19 protein-coding genes and 5 pseudogenes are annotated in these 15,928 nt (G+C 43.0%); 11 read left to right on the forward strand and 13 right to left on the reverse strand.

What is annotated here, in order from left to right:
* Positions 1–2 precede the first annotated feature (2 nt).
* The 5 genes from rsxD to AAC155_RS05875 all read right to left on the reverse strand — a co-directional run bounded on the left by rsxD (position 3) and on the right by AAC155_RS05875 (position 4,852).
* Positions 3–1,082 carry an electron transport complex subunit RsxD gene (rsxD, locus tag AAC155_RS05855; RefSeq protein ID WP_113041386.1) on the reverse strand — a complete coding sequence of 360 codons (1,080 nt, stop codon included), beginning with the start codon at positions 1,080–1,082 and terminating at the stop codon, positions 3–5.
* A 12-nt stretch (positions 1,083–1,094) separates the two neighbouring features.
* A complete protein-coding gene (rsxC, locus tag AAC155_RS05860; protein ID WP_113041387.1) occupies positions 1,095–3,098 on the reverse strand; it encodes an electron transport complex subunit RsxC in 2,004 nt (667 codons plus the stop codon).
* Positions 3,091–3,723 carry an electron transport complex subunit RsxB gene (gene rsxB / locus AAC155_RS05865; RefSeq protein ID WP_113041388.1) on the reverse strand — a complete coding sequence of 211 codons (633 nt, stop codon included), beginning with the start codon at positions 3,721–3,723 and terminating at the stop codon, positions 3,091–3,093. Before rsxB ends, rsxC begins: the two co-directional genes overlap by 8 nt.
* Positions 3,723–4,304: an electron transport complex subunit RsxA gene (gene rsxA / locus AAC155_RS05870; RefSeq protein WP_011146612.1), complete on the reverse strand. Its 582-nt coding sequence runs from the start codon at positions 4,302–4,304 to the stop codon at positions 3,723–3,725. The genes rsxB and rsxA overlap by 1 nt, the downstream gene beginning before the upstream one ends.
* Positions 4,305–4,411: 107 nt before the next feature.
* Positions 4,412–4,852 (reverse strand): DUF2569 domain-containing protein, encoded by a 441-nt coding sequence (locus AAC155_RS05875; protein WP_113041389.1) that lies wholly within the window; start codon positions 4,850–4,852, stop codon positions 4,412–4,414.
* 197 nt (positions 4,853–5,049) lie between these two features.
* Here AAC155_RS05875 and AAC155_RS05880 point away from each other — a divergent pair, with 197 nt between their 5' ends.
* Positions 5,050–6,087: an oxidoreductase gene (locus AAC155_RS05880; protein ID WP_113041390.1), complete on the forward strand. Its 1,038-nt coding sequence runs from the start codon at positions 5,050–5,052 to the stop codon at positions 6,085–6,087.
* Positions 6,088–6,169: 82 nt separating this feature from the next.
* Positions 6,170–7,141, forward strand: coding sequence for a bile acid:sodium symporter family protein (locus AAC155_RS05885; protein ID WP_113041391.1), 972 nt, complete (start codon positions 6,170–6,172; stop codon positions 7,139–7,141).
* A gap of 680 nt (positions 7,142–7,821) precedes the next feature.
* Here AAC155_RS05885 and AAC155_RS05890 read toward each other — a convergent pair.
* The 3 genes and pseudogenes from AAC155_RS05890 to AAC155_RS05900 all read right to left on the reverse strand — a co-directional run.
* A complete protein-coding gene (locus AAC155_RS05890) occupies positions 7,822–8,130 on the reverse strand; it encodes a type II toxin-antitoxin system RelE/ParE family toxin (RefSeq protein WP_113041392.1) in 309 nt (102 codons plus the stop codon).
* Between the two features lie 17 nt (positions 8,131–8,147).
* Positions 8,148–8,612, reverse strand: a complete 465-nt coding sequence (locus AAC155_RS05895; protein WP_011146606.1) for an antitoxin PaaA2 family protein — start codon at positions 8,610–8,612, stop codon at positions 8,148–8,150.
* Between the two features lie 79 nt (positions 8,613–8,691).
* A pseudogene (locus AAC155_RS05900) lies at positions 8,692–8,851 on the reverse strand (IS5/IS1182 family transposase); the annotation flags it as partial.
* 98 nt (positions 8,852–8,949) lie between these two features.
* Here AAC155_RS05900 and AAC155_RS05905 point away from each other — a divergent pair.
* The 6 genes from AAC155_RS05905 (at position 8,950) to AAC155_RS05930 (ending at position 11,065) form a co-directional block, all read left to right on the forward strand.
* Positions 8,950–9,153, forward strand: a complete 204-nt coding sequence (locus AAC155_RS05905; protein ID WP_011146605.1) for a type II toxin-antitoxin system VapB family antitoxin — start codon at positions 8,950–8,952, stop codon at positions 9,151–9,153.
* Positions 9,153–9,530: a type II toxin-antitoxin system VapC family toxin gene (locus AAC155_RS05910; protein ID WP_058588678.1), complete on the forward strand. Its 378-nt coding sequence runs from the start codon at positions 9,153–9,155 to the stop codon at positions 9,528–9,530. The genes AAC155_RS05905 and AAC155_RS05910 overlap by 1 nt, the downstream gene beginning before the upstream one ends.
* Before the next feature lie 403 nt (positions 9,531–9,933).
* Positions 9,934–10,062 (forward strand): hypothetical protein, encoded by a 129-nt coding sequence (locus tag AAC155_RS05915; protein WP_262405117.1) that lies wholly within the window; start codon positions 9,934–9,936, stop codon positions 10,060–10,062.
* Between the two features lie 94 nt (positions 10,063–10,156).
* Positions 10,157–10,414 (forward strand): AbrB/MazE/SpoVT family DNA-binding domain-containing protein, encoded by a 258-nt coding sequence (locus AAC155_RS05920; RefSeq protein ID WP_146748061.1) that lies wholly within the window; start codon positions 10,157–10,159, stop codon positions 10,412–10,414.
* Position 10,415: 1 nt separating this feature from the next.
* The gene (pemK-mt, locus tag AAC155_RS05925) at positions 10,416–10,748 is read left to right on the forward strand and encodes a type II toxin-antitoxin system toxin endoribonuclease PemK-mt (protein WP_146747606.1); all 333 of its coding nucleotides are present in this window, start codon (positions 10,416–10,418) and stop codon (positions 10,746–10,748) included.
* Positions 10,749–10,837: 89 nt separating this feature from the next.
* The gene (locus tag AAC155_RS05930) at positions 10,838–11,065 is read left to right on the forward strand and encodes a hypothetical protein (protein WP_011146600.1); all 228 of its coding nucleotides are present in this window, start codon (positions 10,838–10,840) and stop codon (positions 11,063–11,065) included.
* Here AAC155_RS05930 and AAC155_RS05935 read toward each other — a convergent pair.
* From AAC155_RS05935 to AAC155_RS05950, 4 genes and pseudogenes are all read right to left on the reverse strand, one after another.
* The gene (locus tag AAC155_RS05935) at positions 11,034–11,258 is read right to left on the reverse strand and encodes a hypothetical protein (RefSeq protein WP_229015785.1); all 225 of its coding nucleotides are present in this window, start codon (positions 11,256–11,258) and stop codon (positions 11,034–11,036) included. The genes AAC155_RS05930 and AAC155_RS05935 overlap by 32 nt on opposite strands.
* A 57-nt stretch (positions 11,259–11,315) precedes the next feature.
* Positions 11,316–11,624: pseudogene (locus AAC155_RS05940) on the reverse strand (plasmid pRiA4b ORF-3 family protein); the annotation flags it as partial.
* A 124-nt stretch (positions 11,625–11,748) separates the two neighbouring features.
* Positions 11,749–12,279, reverse strand: a pseudogene (locus AAC155_RS05945) (adenosine deaminase family protein); the annotation flags it as partial.
* 103 nt (positions 12,280–12,382) lie between these two features.
* Positions 12,383–12,502 (reverse strand): annotated as a pseudogene (locus tag AAC155_RS05950) (adenosine deaminase); the annotation flags it as partial.
* 795 nt (positions 12,503–13,297) lie between these two features.
* Between AAC155_RS05950 and AAC155_RS05955 the strand changes: the two are divergent.
* Genes AAC155_RS05955 through AAC155_RS05965 form a run of 3 tightly spaced genes read left to right on the forward strand, consistent with a single transcriptional unit; the run spans position 13,298 to position 15,843 of the window.
* The gene (locus tag AAC155_RS05955; protein ID WP_113041394.1) at positions 13,298–13,948 is read left to right on the forward strand and encodes a Gfo/Idh/MocA family protein; all 651 of its coding nucleotides are present in this window, start codon (positions 13,298–13,300) and stop codon (positions 13,946–13,948) included.
* Positions 13,949–13,975: 27 nt separating this feature from the next.
* Entirely contained in the window at positions 13,976–14,437 is a 462-nt protein-coding gene (locus AAC155_RS05960) for a Gfo/Idh/MocA family oxidoreductase (protein WP_324251150.1), read from the forward strand.
* The gene (locus AAC155_RS05965; RefSeq protein WP_113041396.1) at positions 14,434–15,843 is read left to right on the forward strand and encodes a carbamoyltransferase N-terminal domain-containing protein; all 1,410 of its coding nucleotides are present in this window, start codon (positions 14,434–14,436) and stop codon (positions 15,841–15,843) included. Before AAC155_RS05960 ends, AAC155_RS05965 begins: the two co-directional genes overlap by 4 nt.
* Here the strand turns inward: AAC155_RS05965 and AAC155_RS05970 are convergent.
* Positions 15,820–15,928, reverse strand: a pseudogene (locus tag AAC155_RS05970) (IS5/IS1182 family transposase); the annotation flags it as partial. The gene AAC155_RS05965 and the pseudogene AAC155_RS05970 sit on opposite strands and share 24 nt — an antisense overlap.

The raw sequence follows: 15,928 nt of genomic DNA on the forward strand, positions 1-15,928 counted from the left end.
CCTTATTTATGCCCGTAAACGCGGGGTTGGGTGTAATGGTCAATGAGTGGCACGGTGATATTCGCCAATAAGACCGCAAATGCTATGGCATCAGGATAACCACCATAAACACGAATAACCCAGACTAATAAGCCGATCATGGCACCAAAAACCAAACGACCTTTGGGGGTCGTGGAAGCACTGACGGGATCGGTTGCAATAAAGAATGCACCTAGCATGGTTGCACCGGAAAACAGTTGTAATAATGGTGGCGAATAATGAGATGGATCAATCAACCAGCTAGTGAGTGCACATAAGCCTAATACCAGGATAAATGCCACAGGAATTTGCCAGGTTATCACTTTTCTGTTCAGCAGAATCAACCCACCAACAAGATAAGCAATGTTGACCCATTGCCAGCCAATGCCAGCCAGAGATCCTTGCAATATAGGTTGGCGAAGAACGTCATCAATATTGTGAGTCAATAAACCGGTTTTGAAACTATCCAGTGGTGTAGCCTGGCTAATTCCATCGAAACCTTGTTGCAACTGCTGTAATGTTGTGCCATCGGGAGTATGACCGCTGAAGATCACCATCAGACTGTCTAGCGGTGTGATTTGTGTTGCCAGTAAATCCATAGGAGGCAACCAGCCGGTCATTTGCACTGGGAATGATATTAGCAGTACGACATAACCGACCATGGCTGGATTGAATGGGTTTTGACCAAGGCCACCATATAAGTGTTTGGCAATAATTACCGCAAAGGCAGTTCCCAATACAATCAGCCACCAAGGAGCCAGTGGTGGAAGGCTGATCCCTAAAAGTAAACCTGTCAGTAATGCAGAATTATCCTGCAAACGAGGCATAATTGCCTGTTTACGCAAAGATAGGGCAAATGATTCTGCAAGTAGGGCGGTAATCACCGCAAGCAGGAGCTGGAACAAGGTACCGTAACTAAAGAAGTAAGTTTGTACTGCAATACCGGGGAGCGCTGCCAGCACAACCCACAGCATAATGCGGCTGGTACTTTGCTGATCGTGTGTAAAAGGCGAACTTGCGACTTTTAGTTTTTTATTGTCAATCTGAACGGGTCTGAATTTCATTTATAACAATCACTATTCTATTGAAATTTTCTGTTGTTCCTGAGCGTCTTTTTTGGCCTTAACCCTGGCAATAGCAGCCGCGACGGCAATTTTACGTGGATCAGTTTCTTCCGCTGATGGTGTTTCTGCCTGAGTTTCAGCTAATTGTTGAGTCTGAGCTTTCTTGGCTTTGACACGGGCAATAGCGGCAGTGACCGCATCTTTATGAAGATCTTGTTTTTCACTAGCGGTAGTTTCTGGTTCTCTCGCTTCTGGTGATGGTGTTACTTCTTGATTTTGAGCTGCTTTCTTCGCTTTAGCTCTGGCAATTGCTGCTGCTAATGCGGCTTTGCGTGGATCTTCTGCACTTGGTGGTTCAGATGGAGCAATATTAATATTTTCCACCGCCTGTTTTTCCGCCTGACGAGCGCGAAGCTGCTCTTTTCTTGCCTGACGAGCCGCTATTACTGCGGCGTTATCAGGTATTTGCCCCGGTTCTATAGCAACAATTTTACCCGCGTTAGCCTGTTTTTCCTTCACGCGGGAAAGCGCATCTTGTACAGCGCTCTTATCTTTGTTATCAACTTGGACGGTCGATTTTTTGTGCCTTTCCTCTCGGGCCAGTTTTTCTCGTTCCATGCGCGCTTGCTTAGCTTCGAAACGAATTTTGGCTTCGGTTGAACGGCGGTTTTCCTGATCCAAGGCTCGAATTTCGGCTTTCTCTTGGCGATAATATTGCACCAGAGGAATATTGCTTGGGCAGACATAAGCACAGGCGCCGCATTCAATACAGTCGAACAGATTGTGATCTCTGGCTTTTTCGTGCTCTTGTCCCCGACTGAACCAATAGAGCTGTTGTGGTAATAAACGGGCAGGGCAGGCTTCCACACATAATCCACAACGGATACAAGCCTCTTCCGTTGTATTTGAATCCATTTCCTGATGGGATGGAGCCAGAATACAGTTACTGATCTTAACGATGGGCACGTTGAGGTCAGGTAGCGTAAATCCCATTAAGGGCCCACCCATAATGACCATCTGTTCTGATTGTGGTGCAAAACCGGCTAACTGGAGAAGAAATTGTACCGGAGTACCGAGCCGCGCCCAAAAGTTACCCGGCGAGGTGATGGCTTCGCCAGTAATTGTGACGATGCGCTCAATCAAAGGTTCTCCATCAATAATGGCACGTTTGATTGCAACCACGGTACCTACGTTCTGCATCAGTACACCGATAGTAGAGGAACGGCCACCGGAGGGGACTTCTTTACCGGTCAGTATCTTGGTCAGTTGTTTGGCACCGCCAGAAGGATATTTGGTTGGGATAACCCGGACGATAATCGATTTATCGCCCTTTAGAACGGTTTTGAGTTCTTTTATTGCTGCTGGTTTATTATCTTCGATACCAATCAGGATCTGCTCCGGTTTAAGCAGATGTTCTAGAATACGAATGCCCTCAATAAGTTCGCCGGCATGCTCCTGCATCAGGCGGTCATCAGCGGTGATATAAGGCTCGCATTCTGCGGCATTAATGATCAGCGTCTTAAGACCATGACGGCCGCTTTGTAGTTTGGCTGCGGTAGGAAAGCCGGCTCCACCTAAACCTGCGATACCGGCCTGATGGATTCGATTAAGAATCGTATCTGCATCCAGTGATTGATAATCAGGTGCTTGAATGCGTTCACCCCATTGATCTTTCCCATCAGGGCGCAAACGAACGCATAACTCTTTCAACCCGGATGGGTGCGCTGTAATACACGGTTCAATGGCAATGATTGTGCCGGAAGTCGATGCATGAACCGGTACAGTACGACCAGTGCCAAATGTCAAAGGTTGGCCTTTAAGCACTTCATCACCCACTTTAACCAGCAACTCGCCTTCCGTACCCAAATGTTGTTGCAATGGGATGATTAACTCTTCCGGTAGTGGCGTAATGCGTAAAGGGGTCTGGCTGGATTGCAGCTTCATTTCAGGTGGATGAATACCCCCGGCGAAATCCCAGATTTTATTTTTATTGAGCAAATTAAATAAATTAAACATGGTGTTCAGCCTCAATATTTTTGACCGGGATACTTTTATTGGAAATGGCGAGAGATGGCTGAACAGGAATATTTCTGACTGGAATAGCTTTTAAATCCCATTTCCAGTTGGAAGTGGTTGTTGCTACAGGGATCATCGTAATACAGTCTGTTGGACAAGGAGCAACACACAGGTCACAACCAGTACATAAATCTTCAACAATGGTATGCATGGCACGTGTAGCACCGATGATAGCGTCTACAGGACATGCCTGAATACATTTAGTACAACCAATGCAATTCTCTTCATCAATAAAGGCGACTTTGCGTGCAGGGTTTTGTACGTTTGCATCACCATCCAATGGTTGCGGATCGATACCGAGCAGCTCTGAAATTTTCAGCATGACTTGCTCTCCACCCGGTGCACATTTGTTAATCATCTCGCCATTATTCGCTACGGCTTCAGCATAAGGGCGACAGCCTGGGTAACCGCATTGTCCACACTGGCTTTGCGGCAGAATATCATCAATGTTTTCAACAATGGGGTCCTCTTCCACCTGAAAACGGCGGGCAGCAAACCCTAGGATTAACCCAAAAATTAACCCTAGTGCACTGAGTGCACCAATAGCAATCCATAACGATGTCATCAGAATTTCACCAAACCACTAAAGCCCATAAAAGCCAAGGACATTAAACCCGCAGTAATAAGACCAATAGATGACCCCTTGAAAGGGGCGGGTACATCAGCAACAGCCAGACGTTCGCGAATAGCGGCAAACAGTACCATAACGAGAGAGAAACCGGCGGCAGCCCCGAAACCATAGATAGCGGATTGTAAAAAATCGTGTGATTGATTGATATTCAGCAGTGCCACACCCAGTACAGCACAATTAGTCGTAATCAACGGCAAGAAAATACCCAATAACCGGTATAACGTCGGGCTGGTTTTGCGTACAACAAGCTCTGTGAATTGCACCACGACTGCAATGACAAGAATAAAGCTCAGGGTACGCAAATAGATTAAGTCCAGTGGTAATAAAATAAAAGTATTCACCAGCCATGAACATACAGAGGCTAGTGTCATAACGAATGTTGTCGCAAATCCCATCCCGATGGCAGTTTCCAGCTTTTTAGATACGCCCATGAAAGGGCATAAACCGAGGAATTTCACCAAGACGAAATTGTTAACCAATACGGTTCCAACAAATAAAAGAAAATAGTCAGTCATTGCTGTGCCTGAAAATGAGTTTGTTGACTTTTTATTAAATTATAAGTATGCCCTCGTTTTACCAGGGGCAATCTATTGTTAATGATAACAACCAAAGAAAGTTGAGGTTATCGATCTTGTGTGAAAGTCATTTTGACTCGATGAGAGCGTTTAATGTAGGGGACAAAAATAGCGGTTGCCAATAGTGGCCATGCTAATGCACGCAAAGCCATTTGATCAGGAATAGGGGAGAAAGCGAAAGTTTTCAATGCAATTAATACGGTAACAATAAGCCAAATAATAAAAATTTGAGGGAATCTTTTTGATCGAATGAAAAGCAGTTTCAATACCCATAGGGTGTAACACCACATTACCGCAGTAATGGCAACAGAAAGAAACCACATTAAAGTAAAGTGATTATTCCCGGCACTCAATGCACTGTTTTGACTAAAAAATGACACAATATATAAGGCGAGCATTATACTGGCACTGAGAAAGGTCATAATCAGATAAGACGCCGGAGCCAGAATCCAACCATTAATTCGGTGGTAATCATTGGTTTGATACATAAATCATTCCACTTGAAGCTATATGAAAAAAGAATAATAGGCGATTCTGATGACTTAGGAAATAGGTTGTAGGAAATAGATTGATTGAAAGATCTTCAAGGGTAGATTCAGAGATAATTTGCGCAATGGTCATCACCGATGATATTTTTTACGGATGCTGAATTGCTGCATATTATTAATGAGTTTGAGAGGCTGTTATGCATGAGCTATTAAAGGTTGGGCTGGTGGGGTATGGTTATGCGAGTAAAACGTTCCATGCACCATTAATTGCCGGGACTGCCGGTATTAGATTGGTTGCCATTTCCAGTAGTAACGCTGAGAAAGTGAAATCAGATTGGCCAAATATCCCGGTGGTACCCCGCCCTGAGGATCTTTTTAATGATCCTGAAATTGACTTAATCGTTATTCCGACACCTAATGATACTCATTATCCTCTGGCGCAGAAGGCATTGGCAGCGGGTAAGCATGTCGTGGTGGATAAACCGTTTACTATCACAGTTGAACAAGCTGAATCTTTAAAAGAGCAGGCAGAGAAGGCGAATTTATTACTTTCTGTATTTCATAACCGCCGTTGGGATTCTGGTTTTCTGACGATAAAATCTCTGATTGAAGAAAATCGATTGGGCAAATTGAGATATTTCGAATCCCATTTTGATCGTTATCGTCCGGTTATACGTCAAAGATGGCGTGAAACAGCAGGGCAAGGAAGTGGTATTTGGTATGATTTAGGCCCTCACTTACTCGATCAGGCGGTTCAACTGTTTGGTAAACCGCAATCTATTACGGCTGATTTGGGAATGATTCGCCCACAAGCGGAAGCGGCAGATTATTTCCATGTACTGTTAAATTATCCGGTTATTAAAGTAGTTCTTCATGCAACAACTGTGGCAGCGGCTGAATCTGCTGTTTATACGTTGCATGGTATGGCAGGCAGTTACGTGAAATATGGTCTTGATCCTCAGGAAGAACGATTGAAAGCGGGGGAAAGGCCGCCACATGCCGATTGGGGATATGATATTCGTGATGGGATTGTGACGCTGTCACGTGGAGATGAATTAGTGACTGAATATGTGCCGACTTTACCTGGTAATTATTCTGCTTATTATGCTGCTATCCGTGATGCGATTACGTTAGGTAAACCTAATCCAGTCACGGCAAGTGAAGCCATTCAAATTATGAAATTAATTGAAGCCGGTATTCAGTCGGCAAAACAACAACGAACAGTGGCAATTTAAGCTTATATCTTGTTGTGACTTTCTATTTATTGATTAGCCTGGTAAACCGAGCTAACTATTTGTAAAACAAGGAAAATAACTAATGACTTGGTGGCAAAAGTTAAGAATAGATCCTTTTTTGATGATATTAGTGACGGTAGTCGTTATTGCGACATTCTTGCCTTGCGAGGGAGAAATTAAAGTCTGGTTTCAACGGCTAACGACGGCTGCTATTGCTTTGCTGTTTTTTATGCATGGAGCTAAATTATCCCGTCAGGCCATTATTGCTGGCATGGGACATTGGCGGCTTCATTTAGTTGTTTTTCTCAGTACTTTTGTCTTATTCCCAATTATCGGATTAGGGTTGAATTTGCTAGTACCCGAAATCATGACACCAACAGTTTATTGGGGATTTCTCTATCTTTGTGCATTACCGGCAACGGTTCAGTCAGCTATTGCTTTTACCTCAGTTGCTGGTGGCAATGTTGCCGCTGCTATTTGCAGTGCTTCGGCGTCCAGTATTCTGGGCGTATTTTTATCGCCAATATTAGTCGGGTTGATGATCCATACACAAGGTGAAGGCAGCGCTGATACTCTGGAAGCCATAAAAGCCATAATTCTGCAATTGATGGTTCCCTTTATTATCGGACATCTATCGCGGCCATTGATTGCCCGTTGGGTAGAGAAACATAAAAAACTGCTTAATATGACTGACCGGTCATCGATTCTTTTGGTGGTTTATGTAGCTTTTAGTGAGGCGGTGGTAGAAGGTATTTGGCATAAGATTGATGGTTATTCACTCCTGACGATTGGGGTGGTTTGCTGTGTTTTATTGGCGGTTGTGTTGGTTATTAATACTTATATTGCTCGTTGGTTGGGTTTTAATAAAGAAGACGAAATTACGATTGTTTTTTGTGGTTCGAAAAAGAGTCTGGCTAATGGTGTGCCAATGGCAAATGTTTTATTCCCTGCGGCGACGGTTGGCGTAATGTTGTTGCCGTTGATGATTTTTCATCAAATTCAGTTGATGGTGTGTGCAGTATTGGCGCAACGTTATGCCAAAAGGTTAAAATAGAAATAGGTATAAATCTATGATAGGGAATTGTTGTAAATATATGTTTATACCCGTCATCTTTCAAGTTGCTTCTTTGTTGGCTGCACTCACTCACCCCGGTCACATAGTTATCTATGCTCCCGGGGATTCGCTCCCTTGCCGCCGCGATGCATCTTGAAATCCATAGGGTATATATATTAATGATATTTACAACAATGTAATAAATAGCTTTCCATAATACTGATACACCTATGCCTTTTGTTTTCTTTTTGAACAACATTGGTTCTGTAGCCTATCTCATTGATTCTACAGACCACTTGGATGAAAAGGCTGTATATCTTGGTACACAAGGGCTGGTTGGAAGTGGAGCATAATTATGAAAACTTATTTATTTGACTACGAAATTTAAATCGTAAACTTCTATTTGAATTTTATATTTCCCCAATGAATACAATTTTATATTTTAAATGGTTTTCTTTAGAAGTCTAAATCTTTGATTAAGATCACTAAAATAGTCGTTATGATGGATTTTTTAAATCTATACTTAATTTGTTGTGGTATATATTGGAACATTGTTAAATTAGACCTAGATAAATCTACGTTAATATTCTGTTGGTTGAAAAGGGAGAGCATAAAAAAGTCTGGGGCACTTGAGTTATTTACGCTCTCTATCTCCTGCAGGGAGATCTGCTGTCACCATGTCACGGCGTTTGCTGCGCCGCGTGTTTCACTCGCAAAATTTCGACGGTGCGCGCCTCGTCCAGCACGCGATAAAAAATAATGTAGTTCCGATGCGCGACCAGCTCGCGCACATAATCCGGCAGGCCGGGCCGCCCGGTGCGGCCAAGCTCCGGGTGCTGCGCAAGCGGCAAGGTCTTGTCGCGTAGCTCCTGACCGAAGCTGCCCGCCCTGGTCGGGTTGTCTTTGCCTATGTATCGAACAATGGCGCGCAAATCCTCGCGGGCCTTCGGTCGCCACTCGATGCGGTAAGGGGTCTTTGCCTTCGCCATAAATCAGCCAGCCGCGCTCAAGCGCGCTTCCTTTTGGCGGGCTTGTGTTCGGCGGCCAAGGCGGCAATATCGGCGTCCATCTCGGCCATAACCTCATCGTGTGAAAGATTCGGGCGCGGGTCGTCGATAGCATCCTGAATCTCGGCGGCCAGCCACTCCGAGTAGGCGGCGGCTTGGTGGGCCTTGCGCATTGCCTCGGCCCGGCCACGATTGCCGGCGGTTTCTTCTTTCTCGTCCGGGTTCCACTCACTGGCGTCGAACTGGCCGATGGTGATGCCTACGCCGCGCAACACGTTCAGGGCGGCAATGGGGTTGCCGAAACGGCGCGGCTCTTGGCTGCGGGCCTTCGCCAGCACAGCGGCGGCACCGCTGCGGGTTGCGATCTGCACAAGGAAGGTTCCGCCTTGCCCTTTCAGGGTCACACCTTCCACGCCGCCGGCATCGCTTGCGGCGCGTAGCTGCTCAATGGTCATGCTTTGCATGATTAACTCCTTATAGGGTGATGAAAGTAACAGGGTTGATTGTGCATGTTTTCTAGGAAACGCGCAAGCACCTAGACAAATCGGTGGTACTGACCTTCGTCTTTCTCGGCCGTTCCTTAAGGGCTGGCTTCAGGCTTTTTTTCCGACTGCTGCCCGGTCTTCATTGACGGCTTTATGCAGTCGTCAAAATAGGCGCCGGGGGGCACAGCACGTTGTTCACTCTTTGATTTGTGCGGATTGCAAGGTTGTCCCATGCCATTATTCTTTTCTTACAAACTGTTTTGATTCTATTTTTGATGTATATTATCATCAATATGTGAATCAAGGAGGTTATATTATGCGAACTACTGTCACGATTGATGATGCGTTGTATGCACAGGCACTAGAAATGGCCGATCCTGGCATGGATAAGGCTGATATTTTCCGTGAAGCGGTGAAAACGTTTGTTCGGGTGCAGGCAGCAAAAAGACTGGCTTCGCTCGGCAGCACATCACCTGATATGCAGATAGTTCCCCGTCGCCGGGAGGAGCCATCCGCATAATGACTATTTTAGTAGATACGTCCGTCTGGATTGACCATTTCAAAAACAGGAATGACGGATTGATCCAGTTGTTAAGCCGGGATCTGGTTCTGATTCATCCAATGATACTGGCTGAAATAGCCTGTGGTACTCCTCCGGCACCAAGACTGCGAACGCTTGGAGATCTGGGGCTGTTACCACAGAGTCATCAGGCCACTATCATCGAGGTAATGGCATTCATTGAAAACGAAAAGTTGTACGGCCTCGGATGTGGTCTGGTTGATATTACATTGCTGGCATCAACCTTGATAACACCAGGGGCAAGGCTTTGGACGCTGGATAGACGACTTGAGAAGTTGGCTAAACGTCTTAATGCGAGTTATCAGCCGATTCATTGACAGAATTTAAACCGCTCTGGAAACCACCAGAAAACCGGCCGGTTTTCTGGTGGTTTTCTCATTCTCAGGAAGGGTGGGCGGGCAAATCAGTAATGTGGTTTGATTCTCAGATAAAGTGATTTGGAACGGCTTTTCATTCTCACGCAATGTGGTTCAGAAAAGGGCATTTATTGCGCATCGGGGCAATCATCATTGCGCGTCACTACAGCTAGGAGCCGGGAAATATCGCGCATTGCGCACTGTAGACGTCAGTTTGTACAAAAAATAGCCTTCGTGGGATATTTTGTGCGCCGGGCAAAGGCTCGGCCTTTGAGACCATAGATTTTTATGCTCTACAAAGGAAATCGCTGATAAGATTTCTTCAAAGACTTAGACCATCTGATTATGCTTCAGATGATGGGAAATGATGAAATCATACAGCTATGTTCGTCAGTCATGGCGCTGTTCTGGTGTTCCTGCTGTGTATTTTCCTAGTCTACTGGCGCGGGGTAGCACTGCTGCCAGCAGTGGGCCTGCTACGCTTCTGGGATAAAAAGTTATATATTTATTTAACTTTTTAGTGTTGCCGCCTGGTTTATTTCCCTGTTGGATGTTATATTTATATATAACTTTTATGGAGGTGAAATATGCATACCACTCGTCTGAAGAGAGTCGGCGGTTCCGTTATGCTGACCGTTCCGCCGGCGCTGCTGAACGCACTGTCTCTGGGATCAGATAATGAAGTCGGCATGGTCATTGATAATGGTCGGCTGATAGTGGAGCCGCACAAGCGCCCACAATATTCGCTTGCTGAACTGCTGGCACAGTGCGATCCGGATGCCGAAATCAGTGCAGAAGATCGTGAATGGCTGGACGCGCCATCTGCAGGCCGGGAGGCAATCTGATATGGAGAGAGGGGAAATCTGGCTTGTCTCACTCGACCCTACCGCAGGCCATGAGCAGCAGGGAACGCGGCCGGTGCTGATTGTCACGCCAGCGGCCTTTAACCGCGTGACCCGCCTGCCTGTAGTGGTACCCGTTACCAGCGGTGGTAATTTTGTCCGTACCGCTGGCTTTGCAGTATCGCTGGACGGTGCCGGTACACGTACAACCGGCGTTGTGCGCTGCGATCAGCCGCGCACAATTGACATGGGCGCACGGGGCGGAAAGCGGCTTGAGCGTGTGCCTGCAAAAATCATGGATGACGTTCTGGCCCGACTGACCGTAATTCTTAGTTGAATCAATAACGTGAATATGTTGCCGGCATTGCCTGTTCCTGAATAGCTGCAATATACTGTATGTATAAACAATATTAGGAGGCTAATTTTATGGCGCTGGCGTTAGTTTATCCCCTGCCTTCTGATGAAGGCGACTCATTACCTTTCTTTGCCGAGTCCGTCGCGGCCGGTTTCCCAAGCCCGGCAGCCGGCTATGAAGCTAATGAACTCAACCAGCCTGCGGAAATCAGTAAATTGCCTCAAATAGACGCGTTAAGAGCAAAAGGTATACCTTTATGGATACCGATCATCCTATCGGCCACAGCTCGATCACAATAGGTTCCAGTTCCGGTGAATCAAGGTTGAGCCGACTTAATTGGCTATTAACCTTGGGCCGGTTGAATCTGACGGCATCAAGCGCCTCAACCAATGGACGGATCTCTCCGACCGTGGTCGTATCATCAGCATGAATAATCGCGTCAAGCAATGCCAGTGTCTTATCAGTTTCATCGGCTAACGTCGCGCCGGGCATTCTGTTTCCGGCCAGACAAAAAGGAGACTTCAGGTGAGAATTTTCGAGAATCGTTTCAATACGGATATCGTGAAGCCAGTGCTCGAAAAAGTTGTACTCGTAGGTAAAACGGTCACCGGCATCAAATTCAAAGTCACCCAGCGTAATTTTGTAGGGGTTATCAGGAAATCCGATCCCGCCGGAGTAGGAAATGCCGTAATTTTTGCCCTAAATACGGAATTGATGCAGATGATCATCCTGCCATCCCTGCACGATCTGAATGATATAGTGCAAAGCCGCTAAAGAAGTCTCGCCTGACAATCTGAATCGGTACCAGACCATTGGGCTGATACCTCGGAGGGCTACTTTCACAATATAAGATTTCATGGGGAGGTGTCTGATAGAATGATGTTCCTTTGCTCATTCTATCGTTGATTTAACACCGTGCACCACAGATTTTTATGGTCTCGATAATCAGGAATGGGAGATTCCATTCCTGAGCTATTTATGTTTAACGATTTGCTGCTTTCATGCGTAATGCCTGTTTTTCTGTATCACTGATAAAAGCAGTTTCCAGCCCATTTATCTGAGCCTGACGAATTTGAGCAATAGATAAACCTGCGGCAGGGGCGGCAATTTCATATTCATGGCGGATGTCGATGCCTTCAACGGCTGGATCATCGGTATTAATGGAAGCAAGAATACCTTTTTCCAGGAATTGTTTGAGTGGATGGTCCAATAAAGAATTGACGGTGCTGGTTTGAAGGTTTGAGGTTAAACAGGTTTCAATACCAATACGGTTTTCAACCAAATAATCCATCAATACGGGATCAGTAATGGCTTTTACCCCATGACCAATACGCGTGGCTCCTAATTCCCTAATGGCTTGCCAAATACTTTCAGCGCCAGCGGCTTCGCCGGCATGGATAGTTATATGCCATCCAACATCACGGGCTTTGGTAAAATGAGATTGGAAAAGATGGCCGGGAAAACCTAACTCGTCACCCGCGAGATCCAATGCAGTAATATGTTGCTGGTGAGCTAAATAACGTTTCGTAATTATGCTACACATAGCCTTCTTCAACCCATTGTTATACATAGAATTATGAGTGGTATAAGATTTAGCACTATTTTGAAATCTTATTTAGTAGGCTAGTTAATTCCTGAGTACAGGCTTGTTCACCAAAAGTTCTGCTCAAAATTCCGATAAGATGGATGTCGATACCGTTATTTTGACGGGCAGAACGGATACCATCAATAATTGCCTAATGCTATAATAGATATAACTTAGTCCATATTGTGGTTTGTGACTTTTGGCGATTGATCAGATCGCAAATATCGGACTGAGCTCCCTTCAAGTTATCTACTATTTCGAAATAATGAAATGGACACCTCTCAAAACAGGTTCCACCGAAATCAGTTTTCAATATGTTTCCTCCTATTCACACCAGTAATGGTGGTACGATAACTGTGATGGAAAATAATATGTTTAATATTTTACGCCATAAAATAATTAAATTTAATATATGGATTATAAATTAATATAATCATGGAATTGGTTTTTTTAATGAAAATGTTATCACAATTTGAAAATTGTATTTCTTAAAAATTTCATGGGTTAATTAGAGAAAACTTATAATAATTTTATGGAAATGCTTATAAGTGATTTATTATTGATAGGATATCATGTTAAATGATAGGTATAGATGTATATTTTTATAAGAAAAAGTGATTTTAATCTATGAATTGGATTTTTATTTTAAATATTTGATTGTTTTTTGAAATTTTATACTTATAATGAAGACGTATTGTAAGTGAGCTAATAAGTATTTACATTTATCCATTTCAATTATGTTGAGAAATATTAAATAGCATTTCGTAATACCGATACAGTAGTCAATTTGATTAGTGTCTGAGTAGTGGAAGTTTGATGCCTGATAAACAGCACTAATTCATGGTCTTTCTATAGCTCGTACTCCTTATTGTACAAGTCATTTTGCAAAGTGATCTACTATTTTGAAAGCTTATTTAGTGAGTATTAGTCTGAAAATGGAGGTGAGGTGAAAAAGTCAAATATTCTAATTGTTGGTTGTGGTTATGCTGCAGACTTCTATGTGTCAAATCTTAATGACTATGAGTGCCTAGATATTGTTGGTTGTGTCGATAGAGATAGCAATCGACTTGAAGCTTTCTCAAACTATCATAGTTTCGATACTTACTCTTCGGTAAGCGATGCGTTAGAAAATGTAAATGTTGACATATTGCTAAACTTGACGAATCCAGAAGAGCACTACAATGTGTCATTGGAAGCTGTGGCTAATGGAATTTCAGTATACAGTGAAAAGCCATTTACTATGGGCATTACAGAATCAAAAAAATTGCTAGAAGTTGCCAAAAATAATAACTGTATTATAACCAGTGCACCCTCCTTATTATTAAATCCCCCAATCATCAAGGTAATAGAGATATTGAGTTCTGGCGAAATTGGAGAAATACGTTTAATTAAGAGTGCTATTCATGAGGGACCAGTTCATAAAATGAACTTTGGTAGTTGGATCAGTCCTTCAGGAGCACTTTGGCCTGCAAAGAATGAATTTGAAGTTGGTTGTGGTTTTGAACATGGTTCTTATGTGATTGATCTAATTCTGGCTTTAATGGGGACGCCAGATAGCATGAGCTATAGCTCTGCCTTAATCTATCCGGATAAATAAGTTACAGATTCACCTGCCCCTGATTGGATTGATCTTACTTTGGAATATAGTGATAGTAGAAGAGCAAAAGTTGAGCTTAGCATTGTTGAAAGTGAGGATCATAGTTTTCGGGTGATTGGAGATGAAGGTGAAATAATAGTTGAAGATTTATGGATGGCGAATTCTCTAATAATTTTAAGGAAGAATAAAGAAGATAAAATCGATCGCCCAACAGAACATTTCTCTCGAAGAAAAACGATTCACCCCCACAAGATAGACAGAAGATATGATGATACTCACTTTATTGATCAAGCTACTGGAGTCTTAGACTTAGTCACTTCACTAAATTATAAATTAGAACCTTTACTTGATATTAAACGGTCTTTGGAGTCTATCAATATCATAGAAACAATAATGACGAATAGTAAATTTAGGCCGCTGACTAAAATGAATGAGACGTTATTAGATATCGAATTATTTTCATCAAGGATAAGGAGATTCTTTTTATGATAACTCTAGGGATTAGCGGTAGTTTCGAAACGTTTGAAACACCTGTTATTGGGGATATACCAAATTGGTTTGGTCATGATGCCTCTGCTGCAATTATTAAAGATGGTAAGATTGTTGCGGCTGTGGAACAAGAGCGTCTGGATAGGATTAAACACTCTAATCAGTTTCCTATTGATGCCATTGTTGAGTGCTTAAAAATAGCACAAGTTAAAATAACTGATGTTGACAAAATTGCATTTTATTTTGAAGAGTTAAATACAGACACTGGACTTGGCTTACAATATATTGAAAGAAAAAATATCGAGGTCGAAACTTCTAGAGGTTTAATTAACAAGATACTTGTGCGTAAATTTGGTGAAGAAGTTAAAGATATCCCAATTGAATATGTACGTCATCATGATACCCACGCGATCATGGCGGCTGAAAACTCTGGCTTCGATAGTTCATTAGTTGTCACAATAGATGGAAATGGGGAAGATGAGTCTACATCAATCTACTCATATATCGATGGGGTTGTTAGAAGTATATATAGATATCCAGTTTCTTCATCACTAGGAAGATATTACCTCGATTGTATATATTTACTAGGATATGAACGATTTGATGAGTATAAGGTAATGGGGTTGGCTTCCTATGGAAAACAAAATCAATTTGATGAACTTTTCGAAGAGCTTATAAATTTTGAAGAAGGTGGAAAGGTTTCATTTAATCATACAAATATACCTGCTTACTTTTTAGATAGAGGTATTTTGCCAAGAAGAGAAAATGAATATATTTCAGAAAGTCATCAAAACTTTGCGCATTCCATACAAAAATACCTGGAAAAGATGGCATTCCATATAATATCTTTCTGGTCAAAGAAGCTAAATCAAAGAAATCTATGTCTCAGTGGTGGGGTAGCTCTAAACTGTACATTGAACGGAAAGCTCGCTTTCAGCGAATTGTTTGACAATATTTTTGTTCATCCTGCCTCACACGATGGTGGAAGTGCTGTCGGTGCAGCTATGTGTGCAATGTATCCTGACGCTAGGATTAATGGAAATAAACTCGAGAATGTTTATTTAGGACCTGATATAAATAGTAAACATGCGCTTGAAATAATAGATAGAAATCAAGATATCATAGAAATTATTAATACTGAAGATAAGTTTAAATTTCTTGCGAATGAAATTAGTAATGGCAAGATAATAGGATGGGCTAGAGGTAGAATGGAATATGGTCCAAGAGCTCTTGGTAGTCGTAGTATTCTAGCTGATCCCAGACCTATTGAATCAAAATATAGAACTAATCGAATTATTAAGCAGCGAGAGTCCTATCGCCCATTTGCACCCATGGTGTTGGTGGATGAAATTTCAGATTGGTTCCTAGGTTGTGTCCCTCAATTAAATAATGACCTTAAGAAATAAGCGGATACAACCTAATTTCACCATAGCGATATAATTTCTTGCTGTCTTTTCATAACGGGTGGCGATGCGACGATGCTCTTTGAGT

It is taken from the genome of Photorhabdus sp. HUG-39 (genome assembly GCF_963878365.1).
Taxonomy (GTDB): Bacteria; Pseudomonadota; Gammaproteobacteria; order Enterobacterales; family Enterobacteriaceae; genus Photorhabdus; species Photorhabdus kayaii.